Annotated in this window: 20 protein-coding genes and 3 tRNA genes; 1 reads left to right on the plus strand and 22 read right to left on the minus strand. The window is 55.4% G+C overall.

The genetic code is table 11. The features are described from left to right. Positions 1–95 precede the first annotated feature (95 nt). The 19 genes from rlmB to nnr form a co-directional block, all read right to left on the minus strand. Entirely contained in the window at positions 96–827 is a 732-nt protein-coding gene (rlmB, locus tag K7B04_RS02700; RefSeq protein WP_163445856.1) for a 23S rRNA (guanosine(2251)-2'-O)-methyltransferase RlmB, read from the minus strand. Positions 828–955: 128 nt separating this feature from the next. After that, positions 956–2,023, minus strand: coding sequence for a Gfo/Idh/MocA family oxidoreductase (locus K7B04_RS02705; protein WP_167577056.1), 1,068 nt, complete (start codon positions 2,021–2,023; stop codon positions 956–958). A gap of 2 nt (positions 2,024–2,025) precedes the next feature. After that, a complete protein-coding gene (locus K7B04_RS02710) occupies positions 2,026–2,994 on the minus strand; it encodes a sugar phosphate isomerase/epimerase (RefSeq protein WP_223803451.1) in 969 nt (322 codons plus the stop codon). Continuing rightward, positions 2,991–3,719, minus strand: coding sequence for a ThuA domain-containing protein (locus K7B04_RS02715; protein WP_223803452.1), 729 nt, complete (start codon positions 3,717–3,719; stop codon positions 2,991–2,993). The genes K7B04_RS02710 and K7B04_RS02715 overlap by 4 nt, the downstream gene beginning before the upstream one ends. Before the next feature lie 13 nt (positions 3,720–3,732). Next, positions 3,733–4,806 carry a Gfo/Idh/MocA family oxidoreductase gene (locus K7B04_RS02720; protein ID WP_167577059.1) on the minus strand — a complete coding sequence of 358 codons (1,074 nt, stop codon included), beginning with the start codon at positions 4,804–4,806 and terminating at the stop codon, positions 3,733–3,735. A gap of 78 nt (positions 4,807–4,884) precedes the next feature. After that, on the minus strand, positions 4,885–5,772 hold the full coding sequence (locus tag K7B04_RS02725; protein ID WP_223803453.1) for an AraC family transcriptional regulator: 888 nt from the start codon (positions 5,770–5,772) through the stop codon (positions 4,885–4,887). Between the two features lie 75 nt (positions 5,773–5,847). Continuing rightward, positions 5,848–8,304, minus strand: coding sequence for a ribonuclease R (rnr, locus tag K7B04_RS02730; protein ID WP_167577061.1), 2,457 nt, complete (start codon positions 8,302–8,304; stop codon positions 5,848–5,850). Between the two features lie 38 nt (positions 8,305–8,342). Beyond that, positions 8,343–8,768, minus strand: a complete 426-nt coding sequence (gene nsrR, locus K7B04_RS02735; RefSeq protein WP_064546863.1) for a nitric oxide-sensing transcriptional repressor NsrR — start codon at positions 8,766–8,768, stop codon at positions 8,343–8,345. A 228-nt stretch (positions 8,769–8,996) separates the two neighbouring features. Beyond that, positions 8,997–10,295 carry an adenylosuccinate synthase gene (locus K7B04_RS02740; protein ID WP_163445863.1) on the minus strand — a complete coding sequence of 433 codons (1,299 nt, stop codon included), beginning with the start codon at positions 10,293–10,295 and terminating at the stop codon, positions 8,997–8,999. A 102-nt stretch (positions 10,296–10,397) separates the two neighbouring features. Then, entirely contained in the window at positions 10,398–10,595 is a 198-nt protein-coding gene (locus K7B04_RS02745; RefSeq protein ID WP_064546860.1) for a DUF2065 family protein, read from the minus strand. A gap of 70 nt (positions 10,596–10,665) precedes the next feature. After that, positions 10,666–11,670, minus strand: coding sequence for a protease modulator HflC (hflC, locus tag K7B04_RS02750; RefSeq protein ID WP_064546859.1), 1,005 nt, complete (start codon positions 11,668–11,670; stop codon positions 10,666–10,668). Between the two features lie 2 nt (positions 11,671–11,672). Beyond that, positions 11,673–12,932: an FtsH protease activity modulator HflK gene (hflK, locus tag K7B04_RS02755; RefSeq protein WP_163445864.1), complete on the minus strand. Its 1,260-nt coding sequence runs from the start codon at positions 12,930–12,932 to the stop codon at positions 11,673–11,675. A 156-nt stretch (positions 12,933–13,088) separates the two neighbouring features. Further along, entirely contained in the window at positions 13,089–14,369 is a 1,281-nt protein-coding gene (gene hflX / locus K7B04_RS02760) for a ribosome rescue GTPase HflX (protein ID WP_163445865.1), read from the minus strand. A 75-nt stretch (positions 14,370–14,444) separates the two neighbouring features. After that, on the minus strand, positions 14,445–14,750 hold the full coding sequence (gene hfq / locus K7B04_RS02765; RefSeq protein ID WP_052284691.1) for an RNA chaperone Hfq: 306 nt from the start codon (positions 14,748–14,750) through the stop codon (positions 14,445–14,447). Between the two features lie 149 nt (positions 14,751–14,899). Beyond that, the gene (gene miaA / locus K7B04_RS02770) at positions 14,900–15,850 is read right to left on the minus strand and encodes a tRNA (adenosine(37)-N6)-dimethylallyltransferase MiaA (protein WP_064546853.1); all 951 of its coding nucleotides are present in this window, start codon (positions 15,848–15,850) and stop codon (positions 14,900–14,902) included. Next, a complete protein-coding gene (gene mutL / locus K7B04_RS02775) occupies positions 15,843–17,687 on the minus strand; it encodes a DNA mismatch repair endonuclease MutL (protein ID WP_223803454.1) in 1,845 nt (614 codons plus the stop codon). Before mutL ends, miaA begins: the two co-directional genes overlap by 8 nt. A 9-nt stretch (positions 17,688–17,696) precedes the next feature. Continuing rightward, positions 17,697–19,061 carry an N-acetylmuramoyl-L-alanine amidase AmiB gene (gene amiB, locus K7B04_RS02780; RefSeq protein WP_223803455.1) on the minus strand — a complete coding sequence of 455 codons (1,365 nt, stop codon included), beginning with the start codon at positions 19,059–19,061 and terminating at the stop codon, positions 17,697–17,699. 16 nt (positions 19,062–19,077) lie between these two features. After that, positions 19,078–19,539: a tRNA (adenosine(37)-N6)-threonylcarbamoyltransferase complex ATPase subunit type 1 TsaE gene (gene tsaE, locus K7B04_RS02785; protein WP_163445868.1), complete on the minus strand. Its 462-nt coding sequence runs from the start codon at positions 19,537–19,539 to the stop codon at positions 19,078–19,080. Beyond that, a complete protein-coding gene (nnr, locus tag K7B04_RS02790) occupies positions 19,532–21,058 on the minus strand; it encodes a bifunctional ADP-dependent NAD(P)H-hydrate dehydratase/NAD(P)H-hydrate epimerase (protein ID WP_223803456.1) in 1,527 nt (508 codons plus the stop codon). The genes tsaE and nnr overlap by 8 nt, the downstream gene beginning before the upstream one ends. Between nnr and queG the strand changes: the two genes are divergently transcribed. Continuing rightward, positions 21,057–22,196, plus strand: a complete 1,140-nt coding sequence (gene queG, locus K7B04_RS02795) for a tRNA epoxyqueuosine(34) reductase QueG (protein ID WP_163445870.1) — start codon at positions 21,057–21,059, stop codon at positions 22,194–22,196. The two genes, nnr and queG, sit on opposite strands and share 2 nt — an antisense overlap. A gap of 269 nt (positions 22,197–22,465) precedes the next feature. Here queG and K7B04_RS02800 read toward each other — a convergent pair. The 3 genes from K7B04_RS02800 to K7B04_RS02810 all read right to left on the minus strand — a co-directional run bounded on the left by K7B04_RS02800 (position 22,466) and on the right by K7B04_RS02810 (position 22,748). After that, positions 22,466–22,541: transfer RNA gene (locus tag K7B04_RS02800), tRNA-Gly, on the minus strand. A 27-nt stretch (positions 22,542–22,568) separates the two neighbouring features. Further along, positions 22,569–22,644: transfer RNA gene (locus tag K7B04_RS02805), tRNA-Gly, on the minus strand. Positions 22,645–22,672: 28 nt separating this feature from the next. After that, positions 22,673–22,748, minus strand: a tRNA-Gly gene (locus K7B04_RS02810). Between the last annotated feature and the right edge of the window lie 68 nt (positions 22,749–22,816).

The raw sequence follows: 22,816 nt of genomic DNA on the forward strand, positions 1-22,816 counted from the left end.
CAATAGGCAACAGATTAATTATGGACGGTCAGGGACGATGCACAATAAAAAGCCACCCAAAAGGGTGGCCAGGATCAAACTGTAGAAGTTGCGCGTTAGCTGCGCTGGCGTACCGCTTCGAACAGACAGATACCCGTCGCCACGGAGACGTTCAGCGAAGAGACAGTCCCCGCCATCGGGATGCTGATCAGCTCGTCGCAGTGCTCACGGGTCAGACGGCGCATACCTTCGCCTTCCGCGCCCATCACCAATGCCATCGCGCCGGTCATTTTGCTCTGGTACAGCGTGTGGGTCGCTTCACCGGCAGTGCCGACAATCCATACGTTCTCTTCCTGCAGCATGCGCATGGTGCGCGCCAGGTTGGTCACGCGGATCAGCGGTACGCTTTCGGCGGCGCCGCAGGCCACTTTTTTCGCCGTTGCATTCAGCTGTGCCGAGCGATCTTTCGGCACGATAACCGCGTGCACGCCAGCGGCATCGGCGCTACGCAGGCAAGCACCGAGGTTATGTGGGTCGGTCACGCCGTCGAGGATCAGCAGGAACGGGCTGTCGAGTGAAGCGATCAGATCCGGCAGATCGTTTTCCTGATACTGACGGCCCGGCTTCACGCGTGCGATGATGCCCTGGTGCACGGCACCTTCGCTTTTCTCATCCAGGTACTGACGGTTCGCCAGCTGAATCACCACACCCTGCGCTTCCAGCGCGTGGATCAGCGGCATCAGGCGCTTATCGTCGCGGCCTTTCAGAATAAACACTTCCTGAAAACGTTCAGGTGCGCGCTCCAGCAGTGCCTGCACCGCATGGATACCGTAAATCATTTCACTCATTAAAAGTACTCGTTTGAGGCGGGAATGCGCCGGATTATATGGGCAATACCCATGTTGTTACGGCTATTATAACCGACAACGCCCGCAGAGCGAATGCTCCGCGGGCGAAGGATCTGTCTGGGTGATAATCAGATTAAGCGATCGATGTTTTCGACCGCCCGCCGCTCATGCCAGGAGGTAAAGATCGCCGCCATCAGGTTCATCACCCGCAGCACTTCCGCGTTTTTTACCATCGGTTCAGCACCATCGAGGATAACCTCCGCCACATTGTCGTAGAAGCCAACCCGCGGAGATAACGGTTTCGGCAACGGCCACGTGACTACCGCATCCTCATTGGGCGGCGCCATGGTTTTAGTTAAACCGACGCCGGCCTGGATGGGTAAAGGGTCAGTGACCTCCGCCTGTCTATCGGGCGCGACCACGTATCCGCTGAGATCCCAATCGGCGATCAGCGCAGTGCCCTCCGTCCCCTTCACATACCAGCGCGGCAGCTTAATATAGTTTGTCGTACCGACCTCAATATGCGCGGTCAGACCGCTGGTAAAGGTAATATGCGCGGTAAAACCATCGTCAACCTCATGACCCAGCGCGTAGCTAAGTGAAGCGTAAACCCGGTTAATCTCGCTGCGGTCCAGTAGCAGTAGCTGATCCAGCAAATGAACACCCCAGTCAAGCACCATCCCTCCGCCCTGCGCCGGGCTGTGCCGCCAGTCTCCAGGAATGCCGTTAGCGCCCTGCACCCGAGATTCAAGATGAAAAATCTCGCCGATCGATTTGTCCTGCTGTAGGCGGCGGACGATCAGGTAGTCATCGTCCCAGCGTCGGTTCTGATGCACCATAAAAACACGTCCGACTTTTTCCGCAACGGCCAGCACCTCCTGGAACTCCAATGTCGTCAGGGTCACGGGCTTTTCGCATATCACATGCTTACCGGCTTCCAGCGCTCGAATGGCCAGCGCTTTGTGCACGTCGTTAGGTGTGGCAATCAGGACCAACGCGACATCTTTATCGTCAAGCAGCGCATCAAAACTCGGATACGCGACCAGGCCATGTGATAGAGCCAATCGCAGACGGGAAGCGTTAATATCAAACGCGCCTTTTACCCGTATCCGTTCGCTGGCATGCGCCAGATTGACGTGATACGCTCCCATACCGCCATAGCCGACAATCGCCATCTGTAGAAAGTTACCGTCCATCGCTATACCCACCACATATTCAACGGCTGTTCACGAATCAATATCGATTGCAGATGAGTGACCGCCCGCGCAAACCCTTCCTCCACCGACATCAACGGGTCTTCATGCTCAATGCTGACCACGTAGTCATAACCCCATGTGCGCAGCGCGCTCATGATATCCGCCCATTGCTGGATGCTGTGACCATAACCCACCGTGCGGAAATTCCACGCGCGCGTGCGGACATCGCCGTAGGGCTGCATATCAGTCAGGCCATACATGTTGATATTGTCCTGATCCAACCAGGTATCTTTGGCATGGAAGTGATGAATCGCCCCCTTTTCACCCAGGATCTTAATGGCCGCGACCGGATCGATACCCTGCCACCACAGATGACTGGGGTCTAGGTTGGCGCCAATAGCGTCGCAGGTTGCTTCACGCAGTTTCAGTAGGGTATACGGCGTGTGGCACAGAAAACCGCCATGCAGCTCAATGCCAATTTTCACCTTATGCGCCTGCGCCAGCAGGCCAATTTCCCGCCAGTAGGGGATAAGCCTGTTTTCCCATTGCCAGGTCTTAATATCGCTGTACACCGTCGGCCAGGCCACTACCGGCCAGTTGGGCGCCGTTGCATGCTCATCGCTTCCTGCTGTTCCGGAAAATGTATTCACTACCGGCACGCCCAGCAGCGACGCCAGCTTAATCGTTTTGCGTAACAGGGCATCGGCCGCTTCGCGCTCAGCTTTTACCGGCGAAATAGGATTATCGTGACAGCTCAAGGCGCTGATAATGATTCCCCGAGATTGGAATTTTGCTATGTACGCTGCCCGGCTGGTTTCGCTGGCTAATAGCTCATCAATAGGACAGTGGTGGTTTCCCGGGCAGCCGCCGGTGCCCACCTCCACAGCATCCAGTCCCGCTTGCTGAACTTTATCCAACATTTCATCCAGAGAGAGGTCGGCAAATAATGGAGTAAATACACCAAGTTTCATTTTTCCGCTCCTGAAATCGGGTAGTGGTTTTTATCTTTACCATACACGGGATAGCAGTTACCGCGTGGCGCACAATATTCCACGCCATTACAGATAATTTTCTGGATATGCGTGTTGTAATAGGTAGGATAGCTTTCATGGCCGGGCTGAAAATAAAATATTCGCCCGTTACCGCGCTTATAGGTAATACCACTGCGAAAAACGTTCCCGCCCTCAAACCAGCTTAAAAGCAGCGTTTCATCCGGAACTGGAATATCAAAATGTTCACCGTACATTTCTTCTTTTTCGAGCACGAAGCTTTCAGGAATTCCTTTTACAATATCATGCGTGGGATCAATAACAAAAATACGCTCCTGCTCATCGGCTTCACGCCATTTCAGGTCGCAGCTGGTTCCCATGAGTCTCATGAATATTTTTGACATATGCCCGGAGTGCAGGACAATCAACCCCATTCCTTTCAGCACCCATTGCTGAATACGTGCCACGACGCTATCGTCGACTTCATTATGGGCAATATGCCCCCACCAGATTAAAACATCCGTCTCATTCAGCACCGCGTCGGTTAAACCATGTTCGGGTTCATCCAGTGTTGCCGTTCGGGTCGTAAACCCCGCTGCCTGCAAAAAAGAGGCGATTTGCCCGTGGATACCTTGCGGGTAAATGGCAGCAATCGCCGGGTCCTGCTGCTCATGACGATACTCATTCCAGACCGTAACGCGAGTCATTAGATCCTCCCCTCTACGAAAAATAGACCGGCTGCCCCGTTTCGGCAGATTGGTAGATGGCTTCGAGAATTTGCGTCACCACCAGCGCCTGCTGCGGCGTCACCACTAACGGGCTGTCGTGACGTACGGCGTCAATCCAGGCCTGGGCCTCCAACAACGCGGGGTCATCATCGGCGGCATCGTAAAAGTCAACGCCATCGCTACCCAGTTGAATCTGTTTTTCAAACGTCGCGCCATAGGCTTCGCCATTAATCCGTAAACCGTCCTGCATATCCGCCCCCCCTCTGGTGCCTGAAAGTGAGGTTTTTGCTTCACCGGTATCCAACGTATTAAGCGCCCAACTCGACTCCAGAACGATCGTCGCACCGTCTTCCATGGTGATAAAACCGAACGCCGAGTCTTCGACGGTGAACTTCTGCGGATCCCAGGGCCCCCAGGCATTAGCGGCATCTTTCATTGAGGACAATTTATGGTAGGTATTGCCCACGACATATTTGGGCCGGTAATTGTTCATCATCCACAGCGTCAGGTCCAACGCATGGGTGCCAATATCAATCAGCGGGCCGCCGCCCTGCGCTTCTTCGTCCAGAAAAACGCCCCATGTGGGTACCGCACGGCGGCGAATAGCTTTGGCTTTTGCGTAGTAAATCTCTCCCAGTTCACCGTTTTCGCATACCCGATGCAAATAACGGGAGTCTTTACGAAAGCGGTTCTGGTAACCCACGGTTAGCTTTTTTCCGGTACGCAACGCCGCATCCACCATTGCCTGAGCTTCGGCCGCGGTTTTTGCCATCGGCTTTTCGCACATCACGTGCTTACCGGCTTCCAGTGCGGCAATAGAAATAGATGAATGCGAAATATTTGGCGTGCAGACATGAATAACATCAATATTTTTATCGGCCAGCAGTTCACGATAGTCAATATAGACCTGAGCGCCCTCCGCGCCATATTCTTGTTGGGCTTTCTGCGCGCGTTCAATTTCAATATCACAAAACGCCACGATTTCAACATCGGGAAGCTGGGCGAGCGAGGGAAGATGTTTACCATTTGCAATACCACCGCAGCCAATAATACCGATTCGGATCATACTCCGGTAACCTCCGTTTAATTTATGTACACTAACATGGTACAAAACAACGGAGACTAATTCGTCCCGGCTTTTAGCTCATTTTATCCCGGATATTGACTTTTTATATTGGCGCGGCGCGACACCCGTATCCTGTTTAAAAACGTGATGAAAATTTTTTACGCTAGTAAAACCAACGCGTTCCGCCACTTCCGAGATAGAAATATCTTCATTGAGTAACAACCACTTGGCTCTATTCAGGCGGTAATTATGTAAAAAACGAATAAATGTGGTACCGGTATTGTTTTTAAAGAAACGGGTAAAATAGCAGACGTTAAATCCCATAAATTTGGCTATATCATCCAAAGTTAGAGATTCATGATAATGATGTTCAACGTAGGAGAATATGCGATCCAGCCGGGCCAGAGTCTTTTCTGATTTAAAGGCCGCTGTGGCATTCAGGGGGCGCGCTGGGTGATGCTGGCTTATCGGCACCTCCCGGTAAATCAAAGCAATCATCTCCAACAGCCGGGCCTTAATCACATACTTGTAGCCAACGGTCCGTTCTTCATCCTCCCGATTAATCGCCAGCAGCAGATTCTGCATCGCTAACGTTGTCGCGGATGGCCATTGCTGGCTGTGGGTACACATTGTTGATAACCGATGTCGCAGACCTGGCTGGCCGTCGAGTTGCAGGGCTTCATCACCATGAAAAAGAAAGGCGTCAAACTGGACAACAATTCTCTCACTATTGGGTGATGCCAGAAAGTAATGCGTGTCTCCGGCATTGATAAACTGAATCTCGCCTGCACGCATCACGATCGGAATATCGTTGACGCCAAGATGAAGCACACCGCGGGTGACATAGATTATCTCCACCATTTTATGCCAGTGGGGATAAGCCAGTACTTCACCTTTATGGACAAAGCGCCGAAACGGAAACTCACGCGCAAGATGGGGTATCTCAAGGTAGTGACTCACTGTCATTGTCTCCCTGACGTATCCTTACTTACTGCTCGCTAATAAAATACCCCTCACCAAAGGAGAGGGGTATTGAAAGCATTACTCTGCTATTTTCTTCTTCGCCGCCCGCTTCGCTTTAGTGGCGGCGGCTATCTTCTGCGTCTTCGCCGAAGGCTTTTTGGCCTTCTTCGCCGCCCCCTTTTCGCTGGAAGCAGGTTTCGCTTTCGCCTTACCTTTCTTCTCGCCGCGGAAGGCGCTGTCCGGTTCGAAGTTCACGCGCTTGCCAACCTGACGGCGTTTACCGCCCGGTTTGCCACCCGCTTCTTTCTTCGATTTTTCTCGTGCGGTTTTACCAACGTTGCGCGGGCCGCGCTCGCTGGAGATCAGCGAGAAGTCGATTTTGCGCTCGTCCATATTCACCGCTTCGACGCGAACTTCTACACGGTCGCCAAGGCGATAAGTCTGGCCGCCGGATTCACCGATCAGACGCTGGCCAACCTGGTCAAAGCGATAGTAGTCGTTATCGAGCGAGGAGACATGCACCAGGCCATCGATAAACAGCTCATCCAGACGGACGAAGAAGCCAAAGCCGGTGACGCTGGCAATCACGCCGTTAAAGACATTGCCCACCTGATCCTGCATAAAGTCGCATTTCAGCCAGTCGGAAACGTCACGGGTCGCTTCATCAGCGCGGCGTTCGGTCATCGAACAGTGCTGGCCGAGTTGCAGCATCTCTTCCATGGAATAGTGGTAGCCGCCGGTCTCGGTGCTATTGCCCTTATGCCCCTGCTCTTTCGCCAGCAGATACTTGATGGCGCGGTGCAGCGACAGGTCAGGATAACGACGAATCGGCGAGGTAAAGTGCGCATAGGATTGCAGCGCCAGGCCGAAGTGACCGCGATTTTCCGGATCGTAAATCGCTTGCTTCATCGAACGCAGCAGCATGGTTTGCAGCATTTCGGCATCCGGTCTGTCGGCAACGGATTCCAGCAGCTCAGCGTAGTCGCGCGGCTCCGGTTTGTTGCCACCCGGCAATTCGAGGCCCAGTTCAGAGAGCACGGAACGGAACGCGGTGATCGCTTCAGTCGTTGGCTTGTCGTGAATACGGAACAGCGCAGGCTCTTTGGCTTTCTCAACGAAACGCGCCGCCGAGATGTTGGCCAGGATCATGCACTCTTCAATCAGCTTGTGCGCATCGTTACGCTGGGTCTGTTCAATACGTTCGATACGACGATCGGCGTTGAAGATAAACTTCGCTTCTTCGCTTTCAAACGAGATCCCGCCGCGCTCGGCACGCGCTTGATCCAGCACTTTGTAGAGGTTATGCAGCTCTTCAATGTGTTTGACCAGCGGCGCGTACTGTTCGCGCAGTTCCTGATCGCCCTGCAGCATGTGCCAGACTTTGGTATAAGTCAGACGCGCATGCGAGCTCATCACCGCTTCATAGAATTTAAAGCCGGTTAAACGCCCTTTGTTTGAGACGGTCATTTCACAGACCATACATAAACGGTCAACCTGCGGGTTCAGCGAACACAGACCGTTGGAGAGCACTTCTGGCAGCATCGGGACGACCTGCGTGGGGAAGTACACCGACGTCCCGCGGCTGCGGGCCTCGTTGTCCAGCGGTGTCGGAGGACGAACGTAGTAGCTTACGTCAGCAATCGCTACCCACAAACGCCAGCCGCCGCCGCGTTTTTTCTCACAGTAGACCGCATCGTCAAAGTCGCGGGCGTCTTCGCCATCGATGGTGACCAGCGGTAAATCACGCAGATCAACGCGGCCAATTTTGGCCTCTTCCGGCACTTCTTCTTTTAATCCTGCTACCTGCGCTTCTACCGCTGGCGGCCAGACATAAGGAATTTCATGGGTGCGCAGCGCCATTTCAACGGCCACGCCGGTCCCCATGTTATCGCCAAGCACTTCGACGATTTTGCCGATCGCTTTGGTACGACGGGTTGGGCGCTGGGTCAGTTCAACCACCACCACAAAGCCCATACGCGCACCCATTAGCGACTCTGGCGGGATAAGGATATCAAAGCTCAGACGGCTGTCGTCCGGAACCACAAAGCCGACGCCCGCGTCGGTAAAGTAGCGGCCAACAATCTGTGCGTTACGCGGCACCAGCACGCGAACGATGCGTGCTTCGCGGCGACCTTTACGGTCCGCACCCAGCGGCTGCGCCAGCACTTCATCGCCGTGCATGCACATTTTCATCTGCTCACTCGACAGGTACAGGTCATCCTTGCGTCCTTCGACGCGCAGGAAGCCATAACCATCGCGATGGCCGATAACCATGCCTTTTAGCAGGTCCAGGCGTTCCGGCAGCGCGTAGCACTGGCGGCGGGTGAAGACCAGTTGCCCGTCACGCTCCATCGCGCGCAGGCGGCGGCGAAGCGCTTCGATTTGCTCTTCGCCTTCAATATTCAGCTCTGCGGCCAGTTCTTCACGATTAGCCGGTTTTTCACGTTTTGTTAAATGTTCGAGGATAAATTCCCGGCTAGGGATAGGATTAGCGTATTTTTCAGCTTCGCGTTGCTGGAAAGGATCTTGTGACATCTCGGTTCCTCCGTTGTCATCTCTGGTGAAGATATTCGTCACTCCACCAGCAATAATTTGTATAGCGGTTGATTGTGTTCAACCAAATCGGCCAGTGTGTAGTTATCCAGCTCCTTGAGAAAACTTTGCACGGCTTGAGATAACGCCTGTTTCAAACGACAGGCAGGCGTAATGTGGCAAAACTCGCTACTGCAGTTCACCAACGACAGTGGTTCGAGTTCGCGCACCACGTCCCCCACGCGAATATCCTTAGCCGGTTTACCCAGCCGGATACCGCCATTTTTCCCGCGCACCGCCGTCACGTACCCGGCGCGGCTCAGCTGATTGATAATTTTAACCATATGGTTACGCGACACGCCGTAGACCTCGGTTACCTCCGAGATGCTGGTCATATTGCCTTCCGGCAGCGATGCCATGTAAATCAGCGCGCGTAGTCCATAATCGGTAAAACTTGTTAACTGCACATCAACCTCAGGGAAAAGGGGAAAAACAGGATGAGCCTGTTGATATTAATTATATTGATGATAAACCAGCCAGCCTGTGAGCCGCTAATTTATTTCTTTCGGGAAGGAAAAAAGCGAGGGTTTAACGCACGATTAAGCCGGATGACGACGCTTTGCGTCTTATCCGGCCTATAAAGCGAGTAGGCCTGATAAGCGCAGCGCCATCAGGCGCTGCACCATGAACCAAAATTACGCGTCAAACGGGTCGCGCAGAATCATGGTTTCAGTACGGTCTGGGCCAGTTGAAATAATATCAATCGGCACGCCGGTCAGTTCTTCAATACGCTTGATGTAGTTCAGCGCTGCCTGCGGCAGGCCACTACGTTCCTTCACACCAAAGGTGGTTTCAGACCAGCCCGGCATGGTTTCGTAGATTGGCTCGATACCTTCCCAATCATCCGCCGCCAGCGGGGTGGTGGTCACTTCGCGGCCATCCGGCATGCGGTAGCCCACGCAGATCTTCACTTCTTTCAGGCCGTCCAGAACATCCAGCTTGGTCAGGCAGAAGCCAGACAGCGAGTTGATCTGCACAGCACGACGTACGGCAACCGCGTCCAGCCAGCCGGTACGACGACGACGGCCGGTGGTAGCGCCGAATTCGTTACCCTGCTTGCACAGGAATTCACCGGTTTCATCAAACAGTTCGGTCGGGAACGGACCGGCACCCACGCGAGTGGAGTACGCTTTGATGATACCCAGTACGTAGTCAACATAGCGCGGGCCAAGGCCAGAACCGGTTGCTACGCCACCTGCGGTGGTGTTGGAAGAGGTTACGTACGGATAGGTACCGTGGTCGATATCCAGCAGCGTACCCTGCGCGCCTTCGAACATCACGAAGTCACCGCGTTTACGCGCCTGGTCCAGCAGGTCAGAAACGTCAACCACCATGCTGGTCAGGATGTCGGCAACCGCCATCACGTCGTCCAGTACTTTCTGGTAGTCAACTGCGTCAACTTTATAGAAGTTCACCAGCTGGAAGTTGTGATATTCCATCACTTCTTTCAGTTTGTCGGCGAAAGTCGCTTTATCGAAGAGATCGCCCACGCGCAGACCGCGACGAGCCACTTTATCTTCGTAAGCCGGGCCGATACCACGACCGGTCGTACCGATAGCTTTGGAGCCACGCGCTTTTTCGCGAGCGTTATCCAGTGCGACGTGATAGTCGAGGATTAACGGGCATGCTTCGGAAAGCAGCAGACGTTCGCGAACCGGGATACCACGGTCTTCCAGGCCTTTCATCTCTTTCATCAGCGCAGCCGGAGAAAGCACAACACCGTTACCGATGATGCTGGTTACATTCTCGCGGAGAATACCTGATGGAATAAGATGGAGGACGGTTTTTTCACCGTTGATTACGAGAGTATGGCCTGCGTTGTGGCCACCCTGATAGCGAACAACATATTTTGCACGCTCAGTCAGAAGATCGACGATCTTCCCTTTACCTTCGTCACCCCATTGGGTGCCCAGTACGACGACGTTGTTACCCATTTTTCAAAATCACCCATTGCTTAAAAATGGATTCTACCATCGCTTTTTCAGATATACAGCACTTTTTCACCACAAAATGGCACTTTGGCGCTGGCTTTTTAATCAGCCAATCGTTTTCGTCAACATGTAGTAGATCACCACGCCAGCAACCACAAGACCGCCGCCAAATCGACGTAACATCGTATCCGGTAATTGGGTCATCGTAGAAATCATCTTACGCCATGCTTTCGGATAGAGCATCGGACCGAGGCCCTCGAGAACTAACACCAGCGCAAGCGCCAGCCAGATTGTGGAATTCATTTTTCATCCTTATAAAAGAAAACCACCGACTCCCGAAGGAGGCGGTGGTTTTATTCAGGCGACCGCGCGCTTAGCGAGCGGTGGTACCCGGGTTTTTCATATAGCGGAAGAAATCGCTATCCGGGCTCAGCACCATCACGTCCTGATTGCTGTCGAAGCTCTTCTCGTAAGCACGCAGGCTACGGATAAAGGCGTAGAAGTCCGGGTCCTGGCTGAAGGCATCAGCGAACAGCTTAGCTGCTTCGGCATCGCCTTCACCTCGCAGGATACGACCCTGACGCTCCGCTTCTGCCAGCGTCTTCGTCACTTCATAGTCGGCGGTAGCGCGCAGTTTTTCTGCCTCTTCCTGACCCTGAGAACGGTGACGACGAGCAACGGCTTCACGCTCGGCACGCATACGGTTGTAGATAGCTTCAGACACTTCGGTCGGCAGGTTGATCTGCTTGATACGCACATCGACCACTTCAATACCTAACGCCGCCATACTGTTCGGGTTAATGGTTGGCCCTTTGATGTTCGCCTGCTGCTCAACGCGCTCTGCGGCTTCCGCAATCGCGCTATCGGCTGCCGGAGTGGCCACTTCATCTTCCGCACCGGAAGAACCGGAGTTCAGGGCATCGCGAACTTCCAGGGTCAGACGGCCGCGGGAGTCGGTAACGATGTCTTTCACGTCCAGACGACCAATTTCAGAACGCAGACGGTCAGAGAACTTACGCTTCAGCAGCACTTCGGCCTGGGAGACGTCGCCGCCGCCGGTCGCCAGGAAGTAACGGCTAAAGTCGCTGATGCGCCACTTGATGTAGGAATCGACGATCAGGTCTTTCTTCTCTTTGGTCACGAAACGATCGGCCTGGTTATCCATGGTCTGGATACGCGCGTCCAGCATTTTCACCGACTGAATGAACGGCACCTTAAAGTGCAGGCCCGGCTCATAAATCAACGGTTTCTTATCGCTGTCGCGCACCACGCTGCTGAACTGGAACTTAATTCCGCGCTCGCCTTCTTTAACCACGAAGATAGAGGTGTACAGCACTACCAGCACGATGATGATAATCGCAATAACTGACTTACGCATCGTTATTCCCCCTGACGCTGGTAGTCGTTACGCTGCGCGTTGGCGCGGCGTTGGTCCATGATATTGCCCTGACTGGCAGACGAGGTGTTGCTCGCGCTACTGCTGGAAGAGGACGCAGGCGGCAGGCGCAACAGGTTATTCGCACCACTGCTATCGCTCTTTGCTGCTGGGGCGTTGCCGCCTTTCAGCATCTGATCCAGCGGCAGCACCATCAGGTTGCCGTTCTTGTTGTCGCTAACCAGCACTTTGCGGGTATGGCTCAGCACTTTCTCCATGGTCTCGATATACAGACGCTCGCGGGTAATCTGCGGAGCAGCTTTATATTCCGGCAGGATCTTGGCAAAGCGAGCCACTTCACCCTGTGCTTCCAGCACGGTCTGAGTCTTATACGCACGCGCTTCTTCCAGAATACGCTGCGCCTGACCGTTAGCACGCGGCTGAACTTCGTTGGTGTACGCTTCAGCTTCACGGATGTACTGCTGCTCGTTCTCACGTGCGGCAATCGCATCATCGAAGGAAGACTTCACTTCTTCCGGCGGACGAGCGGCCTGGAAGTTGACGTCCAGCAGGGTAATACCCATGTTGTACGGACGAATGGTCTCTTCCAGCTCGCGCTGGGTATCGCTACGAATAACGGTACGACCTTCGGTCAGGATACGGTCCATGGTGTATTTACCGATGACGCCACGCAGGGCGCTGTCGGTGGCCTGGCGCAGACTGTCGTCGGCGCTGGTCACGCTAAACAGATAGCGCTGCGGATCGGTCACACGGTACTGCACGTTCATTTCGACGCGCACGACGTTTTCATCGGAAGTCAGCATCACGCCAGACGCGGCCAGTTCGCGTACGGCTTCCACGTTCACCGGTGTCACTTCATCGATGAAGGTCGGCTTCCAGTTCAGACCCGGCTCAACCAGGTGGCTGAACTTACCAAAGCGCGTTACAACACCGCGCTCGGCTTCTTTAATGGTATAGAACCCGCTGGCCGCCCAAATGACGACCACGGCAGCTGCCGCGATACCGACAATGCGTCCGCCCATCGGGCTGCGTGGCCCCTGAGACGAGCCGCTGCCGGAACCGCCCTTACCGCCCCCAAAACCACCGAGCTTCTTGCTCAGCTTACGGAAGATATCATCCAAATCCGGCGGCCCCTGATCGCGACCGCCTTTATTTCCATTCCCCCCGGAGTTGCCGCCTTGGTTATTGCTGCTTCCCCACGGGTCGCGGTCTTGTCCGTTATTACCGGGCTGATTCCACGCCATGTTTATGCTCCATATTTGTTATGCGGTGATATACCTTTTCCCAGTCCAGATCATTTGGCTGATAACCGCGACGCCGTCCTGGTTGTCGCGGTCGCGCTGAGGCGACCTGAACCGCTGGGTGCCCAAAGGGCTAATGTTTTCAGGCAAGCTGCACGGTCAGACGACGTAGTCTGCCAGTGTCGGTTCTTGTTTACAGAGGCGACGCCAGTCGACAATCGGCATACGAACCTGCAGATTGACGCAGCCATCTTCCTCCATCCACTCTTTTTCGATTGCCTGAAGCTGATAAAAGCGACTACGCAAACGCCCTTCCTGCGGAGGTAAACGCAACGTATGCTGCGCCACTTCGCCGGCCAGTCGTTCGGTCAACGCCTGAAAAAGGAGTGGTATCCCTACCCCGGTTTGTGCAGACAGCCACACCCGGATAGGTTTGTTCTCTTCATCACGGTCGATACGCGGCTCAAAATCGTCGAGCATATCGATCTTATTCATCACCAGCAGGGTCGGAATCTCGTGCGCGTCGATCTCTTCGAGAACGGTATTTACCGCATCGATGTTTTCCTGCACACGAACGTCCGCGGCGTCAATCACATGCAGCAGCAGCGTGGCTTCGCGCGTTTCCTGCAATGTGGCCTTAAATGCCGCCACCAGGTCATGTGGCAGGTGGCGAATAAAGCCTACGGTATCGGCCAGCACCGTCTCACCCACATCCGTCACGTCTATGCGACGCAGCGTCGGATCAAGGGTGGCAAACAGCTGGTCAGCGGCGTAGACCTCTGCCTGCGTGATGTGGTTAAACAGCGTCGATTTCCCGGCGTTGGTGTATCCCACCAGCGATACCGTCGGAACATCGGCCTTCACGCGCGAGCGTCGCCCCTGCTCGCGCTGTTTCTCCACGCGCTCAATGCGCGAGAGGATTTGCATAATGCGGTTACGCAGCAAACGACGGTCGGTTTCGAGCTGGGTTTCACCCGGGCCACGCAAACCGATACCGCCTTTTTGTCTTTCAAGGTGCGTCCAGCCGCGCACCAGGCGCGTGGCCAGATGGCGCAGCTGCGCCAGCTCAACTTGCAGCTTACCTTCATGGGTACGCGCACGCTGAGCAAAAATATCTAAGATCAGACCGGTACGGTCGATAACCCGGCATTGACACAGGGCCTCAAGGTTACGCTCCTGTGCTGGGCTTAGTGCGTGATCGAACAGCACAACGGAAGCACCTGTCGCTTTGACGGCTTCCGCAATCTCGACAGCCTTACCTTCACCAACAAAATATTTTGGGTGCGGCGCTTTACGGCTACCAGTAATCACCTGCATTGCTTCGACACCGGCGGAAGAGACCAGAGATTCAAACTCCTGGAGGTCTTCCATATCTTTGTCTTGCGTAAAATAGATGTGTACCAGCACCGCCTGCTCACCGGCGTCATAACGGTCAAACAAGCGTTATATCTCCTGAAATACCAGCGGGGAACCCAGACATGCTGGCTCCCCGACATGGATTAACAGCCATCAACCTTATTCGGTTTCTTCGCTGTCTTGCTGTGCAGAACCCTGCGCGTTGCTACCGTGATGGTAGTTGCTACCGGTGCCGCCGCCAGCATTGTTGCTGTGATGGGAAACCGGACGGGACGGAACAACGGTAGAAATTGCGTGCTTATAGACCATCTGGCTGACCGTGTTTTTCAACAGGATCACGAACTGATCGAAAGACTCAATTTGCCCTTGCAGCTTAATACCATTCACCAAATAAATAGAAACTGGAACACGTTCCCGACGCAGTGCGTTCAGGAACGGATCTTGTAAAGATTGCCCCTTAGCCATTCTCTCTTTTCCTTATATGCTTATTTGTACTTATACACGCCATCCCTCAAGCCGCTTCTGCGTTATCTGCTTTGATACAGCCCGAACGATGTTGCGTATGAACCTTACGATTCCGAAAATTGCGCACGATACGACTCAATTGTACACATTCAGTCTACACTAGCACCCACTACCTGTAATAGTTGGTTAAACGCCTGCTCCGGCTGTTCACTATCTAACCAGTGAACCCCTTCCCAACCGCGTAACCATGTCACCTGGCGCTTGGCTAGCTGTCTCGTGGCACAAACTCCTCTATAAACCATTTCATCATAGGTAATTTCGCCTTCAAGGTATGACCACATCTGGCGATATCCCACACAACGAATGGAAGGCATGTCCGTATGCAAATCTCCACGGGCAAATAGCGCCCGCACTTCTGCTTCAAAACCCGAAGCCAACATCTGATGAAAACGCTGCTCAATGCGCTGATGGAGCAGTTCACGGCTCGCCGGGGCGATGGCGAACTGATGCACCTTGTAGGGCAGAGCGTCTCCTGACGTTTGCGTCAGCTCCGTTAAAGTTTTACCCGAAATGAAAAAAACTTCCAGTGCTCGGGAAAGTCTTTGCGGATCATTCGGATGAATGCGCTCGGCGGCAACGGGGTCAATTTCCCGTAGCTGCTGGTGCAGCGCTCCCCATCCTCGCTCTGCTGCCTGCTGCTCAATGCGGGCCCGGACTTCCGGGTCAGCCGAGGGCAGCGGTGATAAACCTTCAAGCAACGCCTTGAAATACAACATTGTTCCACCGACCAGCAGCGGAATTTTCCCTGCGGCAGTGATCTCGGCCATCTGCGCCAGCGCATCACGACGAAAATCCGCCGCCGAATAGGCCTGCGCAGGGTCAAGGATATCCATCAACCGGTGCGGGGCAGCAAGCTGCTCTTCCGCGCTCGGCTTTGCAGTACCGATATCCATTCCTCGATAGATGAGGGCGGAATCCACACTAATCAACTCTACTGGCAAAACTTTACGCAGCTCAATGGCTAACGCCGTTTTGCCCGAGGCAGTCGGCCCCATCAAAAAAATTGCCTTAGGCAGGCTCGCCTCGGTTACGTCACTCATGTCTCAGGGCGTTCATCGCAGAATCTAAATCAACGGGTTGTAACAAACCACCCGGCGGAGCTTTGACCAGCTGCGGGCAAAGACGTTCAACGTCAGCCAGCATCGCGATGGCCTGCGCGGTATTCCACTGCGCGTGGTCGCTTGCCAGATGACGGGCCAACCACTGCGCCACGTTACCGGCATCAACCTGAGTTTTCTCCACCAGGTAGCCTATCAGTTCAGGAATCAAGATTTGTAAATTTTGTTGTCGTAAGGGTAAAGGCACGGCGCGAATCGTGACGTGCTGCCCTTCCAGCAGGATTTCGATGCCCAACTGGCCCAGCATTTCCCGCACATTTTCCAGGGTTTTCCGCTCGTTCTCTGACGCTTTCAGGCGCAGAGGAATGAGCAACGGCTGGGCGCAAATGGTGGCCCCGCCGGGAGTGAGTTGCGCCTGACGCAGCCAGCGTTCTGCGACCGGTAACGACAGCAGATTAAGCTTACCGTCACGCTCCAGCAGCGCGCAGCGCTCATCAATGATAGCCAGCACACGGCCAAAACTTTGGCTGTGCCCCGCCAGGTTTTCAGCCACGGGTTTCGCTGGTTCCGGGCGATTTACCGGCGTATCCAGCAGTTGGCGATAGAGTGCCCCCTGCTGTTTCTGGTAGCCCGGCTGCGCGTTCGGCCAGCTGGCGCCGCCGCTACGGCTACCACCGGAAGCGGGTTGATAGCGCGGCGCTTCCGGCTCGCGCGCCACCGCCGGTTCGGCAAACTGATTACGCCCAGCCGCGACGCGGTTTTCCGGCAGCGCGCGCGGGGCAGGTTCATCGTCTTCCGCTAAGGGCAACGGCGCGTCCAGCTGTTGTTGCAGCACGCTCAACACGCCTTGATAGATAAAGTCATGCACCAGACGCGACTGGTGGAAACGCACCTCGTGTTTAGCCGGATGGACGTTCACATCCACCTGGTGCGGATCAATCTCCAGATACAGCACAAACGCCGGCTGCTGATCTGCGCCGAGCTTGTCTTCACAGGCCTGTCGAATGGCGTGGTTAATCAGCCGGTCGCGCATCATGCGACCATTAACGTAGCAATACTGAATCTCAGACAGCGCGGCGGTAGTGTGTTTCGGGTCGGCCACCCAGCCGTGCATCGCCAGGTCGCCGTGCTGCCACTCAATCGCCAGCGCCTGTTCCAGGAACGGTACGCCGCAAATGGCTCCCAGACGGCGTTCTTTCGGCGCCCCTTCTGTTACCGCGCGATACTGGCGAATCATTTTGCCATTGTGGGTCAGGTTGAAGCTCACATCGAAGCGCGCCAGCGCAATGCGGCGAATGATCTCATCGATATGATTGAATTCGGTTTTTTCGGTGCGCATAAACTTGCGCCGCGCGGGTGTGTTGTAGAAGAGATCCAGCACTTCCAGCGTCGTGCCGACCGGATGGGCAGCCGGTTTAACGGTGACGTCCTGGTCGCGGCCTTCCGCGTACGCCTGCCAGGCTTCCTGCTGCTGTTCAGTGCGCGAGGTCAGCGTCAGCCGCGAGACCGAACTGATACTCGCCAGCGCTTCGCCGCGAAAACCGAGGCTGATGATCGCTTCCAGATCGTCAAGCGAGGCAATTTTGCTGGTCGCATGACGCGCCAGCGCCAGCGCCAGCTCATCTTTCTTAATACCGCAGCCGTTATCGCGGATGCGAATAAGCTTTGCTCCACCGCGTTCGATATCAATATCGATGCGGGTTGCCCCCGCATCGAGACTGTTCTCCACCAGTTCTTTCACTACCGAGGCAGGCCGCTCAACCACTTCACCCGCGGCAATCTGGTTCGCAAGCTGCGGCGGTAAAACCTGAATCGGCATGAAAACTCCTTAGTTAACAAGCGTCCTGTTGGATGATGCGGCGCTGGCGGTCTGCGACTGTTCGTCACGAGGGCCGGATTGTATCGGATGCGCCGTAAAATAGTTACGTAAACCGTTATAAATGGCTTCAGCAATTTTCTGCTGATAGTCGTCGCTGTCCAGCAGGCGCTCTTCGCTGCTGTTACTGATAAAGCCGGTCTCAACCAGGATCGACGGGATATCCGGCGAACGCAGCACACCGAGGCTGGCGTGTTCAGGACGACGCTTATGCAGATTACCGACGCGCTGCAGCTGGCTGATGACGTTGGTCGCCACATCATACCCTACACGCTGGGAATGGCCGAATTGCAGATCCAGCACCGCCTGGCTCAGATACGGATCGGCCTGGCTGTTTGCCAGCACGTCGCCCGCGCCGCCCAGCAGCTCAGACTGTTTCTCATGCTGTTCGAGCCAGCCCGCCATCTCGCTGTTGGCGCGACGGTTAGAGAGCACCCAGACTGACGCGCCGGTAGCGTCGCGGTTTGGCGCGGCGTCCGCGTGAATGGATACCAGGAAGGAGGCGTTCTGCTTACGTGCCACGTCGGAGCGGCCCATCACCGAAATAAAATAGTCGCCGTCGCGAGTCAACACGCCTTTAAACATCGGATCGTCGTTGAGCAACGCTCTGAGTTTTCGGGCAATAGCGATGGTGACATTCTTCTCGCGCGTACCGCCAGGGCCAATCGCCCCCGGATCCTGGCCGCCGTGACCGGCGTCGATCGCGATGATCACTTTATCACCGGAAACGCTGCGCGCACGGGCCGCCGGACGCGGTGCCGGCGTGGTATTGCTGGCAATCGCCGGCTGACGTTCCGTGCTGAAGCTGCTGCCGCTATTGCTGCTGTTGCCGCTAAACGGGTTGCGCGCGGGCTGGCTTGGTACCGGTGCCGGCGTGACGACTGGCGTTTCCACGCGCTTCGCGACGACAGGCGGCGGTGGAGGCGGTGGAACGTCGGCGTTGATGGTAAACACCACGGTGTAATTCGCGCCGTTTTGCTGCTTCACCGCACGGGTTTTGCCGTTTTCGGTGAGATCGACCACCAGCCGCAGCGACTGATCGTCTTTCGGCGTGCCGGAACGGATCGCCTTCACCAGGTTGTTGCCGCTAAAGCGCAGCGGCAAGCCTTGAATCACGCCCGTTTGCTTGATATCAAGCACCACGCTGCGTTTGTCATCCTGGCTAAAGTTATATTCCGGGTCGCCCATAAAGCTGAAGGTGATCCGCGCCTGCGTTTCACTATTCGCTACCTGAATATCGGACAAGCTCGCCGCCATTGCCGGTGCGCCCACCAGCATCAGCGCCGCCATCAACCACCCTTTTGCGCGAAAAATCATCCTGGGATCCCTTAAATTAACCGGCCAACCGCGCCAGCAGAGACTCACCTAATGAGGAGACCGCGGCAATGCGCGCCTCACGCCCTTGCGCCTGGTAATCTAAGTGTATTTCGATATCCGGCTCGGGCAGAACACCAGCGCCCTGTTGCGGCCATTCCACCAGGCAGATGGCATCGTTAGCAAAATAATCGCGGATCCCCATAAATTCGAGCTCCTCGGGATCCGCAAGGCGGTAAAGATCAAAATGGTAAACCATCAGGTTATCGAGCTGGTACGGTTCAACCAGCGTATAGGTCGGGCTTTTGACGTTGCCGTTATGCCCCAACGCCTGCAGGAATCCGCGGCTGAAGGTGGTTTTCCCCGCGCCTAAATCGCCGTACAGATAGATGACCGTTGCGCCGACGCAGGCCTGCGCCACTCGGTTGCCAAGGTCCAGGGTTGCCTGCTCGTCAGGTAAAGGAATCACTCGATTAATCATGGTCTACGTCAATCACATCCGGGTTAACAACACGCCGTAGCGTGGAAAAGAGATCGGTCGCCAGCATTCCGCGGGTACCATAGCGCGCAGCCAGCTTGTCTGCCGCCGCGCCGTGGGCGATACACCCCGCGCACGCAGCATCATACGGCGATAAGGCCTGCCCCAGCAATGCGCCAATAATGCCCGAAAGCACATCGCCCATGCCACCGCTGGCCATACCGGCATTTCCGGCGTCAATAATACTGAGCGAGCCGTGTTCATCAGCCACCACCGTCCCCGCGCCTTTCAGCACCACGACGCCACCGTACCGTTGTACCAGACGTTGCGCAGAAAGTAAGCGATCGCTCTCAATTTCTGCCACCCGGCAGTTGAGCAAACGCGCGGCCTCGCCGGGGTGCGGCGTGATCACGCGATTGTGACGTTTATCCGGATTGAATGCCAGCAGGTTCAAAGCGTCGGCGTCCCAAAGCGTCGGTTTACGGATGTTTTCCACTTTGCGCAGCGCCTGTTTGCCCCACTCAGCCTGACCCAAGCCGGGGCCAATCACCACCACATCAGCCCATTCCAGGCTTTCATCAAGCAGCTGCGGCGTCAGCTCATGCACCATCAGTTCTGGGCGAGCGGTGATAATCGGCCCGACGTTTTCCGCACGGGTGAGTACACGCACCAGGCCAGCCCCCGCCCGCAGCGCCGCCTCACCGGCCATGCGGATGGCCCCGGCGGTGCCGTGGTCGCCGCCGATCAGCACCAGACGACCGTGATCGCCTTTGTGCGAAGTAGGACGACGCGGCGTCAGCCACTGCGCCAGTTGCGAGGCATCCAGGCGGCGAATGGTGGTGGGGTGCTCAGCCAGCCAGGAGTCTAATCCCAGCGCATGATGGTGCAGCGTGCCGACCACATCGCGCGCTTTACCGGTCAATAGCCCCGGTTTCAGAGCAATAAACGTGATGGTGTGCGCAGCATTAATCACCACACCCGGCGTCGCACCGGTCTGGGCGTTAAGCCCGGAGGGAATATCCAGCGCGATAATCGGCGCCGGGAAACAATTCGCTTGCGCTATCAGGCCTGCGATGGGGTCACGTGGCGCATTTTGCAGCCCGGTACCCAGTAAGCCATCGATAATCAGATCGGTATCCTCTGGCCACGGGATATCCGCCGCGTGGATAACGCCGCCCGCTTCCAGCCAGGCCTCGCGGGCGGCGTGCGCCTCGTCCGGCAGCGGTTTTTCGCTATCCTGCGCCAGCAGCGTGACACGAATCCCCGCCGCCTGTGCCAGGCGCGCGACCACGTAGCCGTCGCCGCCGTTATTACCATGGCCGCAAAGCATCAGCCAGTGGCGAGAGTCGGGATACGCCGCGCGGGCCACCTCAAACGCCGCCTGACCGGCGCGTTGCATGAGTTCATAAAGGGAGATGCCGAGATCCGCTGCCGCCGTTTTTTCGGCGCGACGCAGCGCATCCGCAGGCCAAATGGAGTGTGGTATACTTTGGGGGTTTCTTGTCAATGTATGGTCCGTCATGTCACAGCCCCTCGATCTCAATCAATTAGCGCAACAAATCAAACTGTGGGGCACTGAACTGGGCTTTCAGCAGGTCGGCATCACCGATACCGATCTCAGCGCCTCCGAGCCCAAACTGCAGGCATGGCTGGATAAACAATACCACGGCGAGATGGAATGGATGGCGCGGCACGGAATGATGCGCGCTCGCCCGCACGAACTGCAACCCGGAACGCTCCGGGTGATTAGCGTTCGCATGAACTACCTTCCCGCCAATGCAGCCTTTGCCCGCACGCTGAAAAACCCCGAACTCGGTTACGTCAGCCGTTATGCCCTGGGGCGTGATTATCATAAGCTGTTGCGTAACCGCCTTAAAAAGCTCGGCGAAATGATTCAGGAACAGTGCGTCTCGCTGAATTTTAGACCGTTTGTCGACTCGGCGCCTGTTCTTGAGCGCCCATTAGCGGAAAAAGCGGGCATCGGCTGGACAGGTAAGCACTCACTTATCCTCAACCGCGACGCCGGATCGTTCTTTTTCCTTGGTGAACTGTTGGTGGATATTCCGCTGCCCGTCGACCAGCCGGTGGCCGAAGAGTGCGGGCGCTGCGTGGCCTGTATGACCATCTGCCCCACCGGGGCGATCGTTGAGCCTTATACCGTCGACGCTCGCCGCTGCATCTCTTACCTGACCATTGAACTGGAAGGCGCGATCCCGGAAGAATTTCGTCCACTATTGGGCAATCGTATTTACGGCTGTGACGACTGTCAGCTAATCTGCCCATGGAACCGCTTCTCACAGCTTACCGACGAAGCTGACTTCAGCCCGCGCAAGGCGCTTCACGCCCCTGAGCTGGTTGAACTGTTCGCCTGGAGTGAAGCCCATTTTCTCAAAGTGACCGAAGGTTCCGCTATTCGGCGTATCGGCCACCTGCGCTGGCTGCGCAATATTGCCGTCGCACTGGGCAACGCCCCGTGGAGCGAAGCCGCGCTTAACGCGCTGGAGAGTCGCCGAGGTGAGCACCCACTTCTCGATGAGCACATAACATGGGCGATTGCGCAGCAAATTGCGCGTCGTAATGAGGGAGCGATAGAGGTCCAGCTACCGAAGAAACAGCGTCTGGTAAGGGTGGTGGAAAAAGGTCTGCCGCGCGACGCGTAATCTATTCACAGCCTGTGAGTAAAAATAAAAAGACATTGCGTTTCAACACGCCAAAGTTCGTCAAGCGATCTCGCTAACATTTTGAAATGATATATTTCCATATATATCAATGAGATAATTTTATTTGTAAAAATCTTAATCACATCAGCGGGCGAAGAAGCTGATGACAGCCTGTGGATAAGTCTGTTTACAAGAGTATTTCGGAAATGAAAAAAACAACCTCAACGGCTGATTGCGTTGTGGAAGTGATTTTATTCTGGAAGAAAATTTGGAGCGGGAAACGAGACTCGAACTCGCGACCCCGACCTTGGCAAGGTCGTGCTCTACCAACTGAGCTATTCCCGCTTGGGTGTGTCTACTGCTTTCAAATTTTGGAGCGGGAAACGAGACTCGAACTCGCGACCCCGACCTTGGCAAGGTCGTGCTCTACCAACTGAGCTATTCCCGCTTGGGTGCGTCTACTGCTTTCAAATTTTTGGAGCGGGAAACGAGACTCGAACTCGCGACCCCGACCTTGGCAAGGTCGTGCTCTACCAACTGAGCTATTCCCGCAAAATCTGGCAATTTTTGTTGCTGTCGTAATTCGCATTTCTGCTTCGTTACGGGAGGCGCATTATACG

Source organism: Kluyvera sp. CRP (genome assembly GCF_019930565.1).
Lineage (GTDB): Bacteria > Pseudomonadota > Gammaproteobacteria > Enterobacterales > Enterobacteriaceae > Kluyvera > Kluyvera georgiana_A.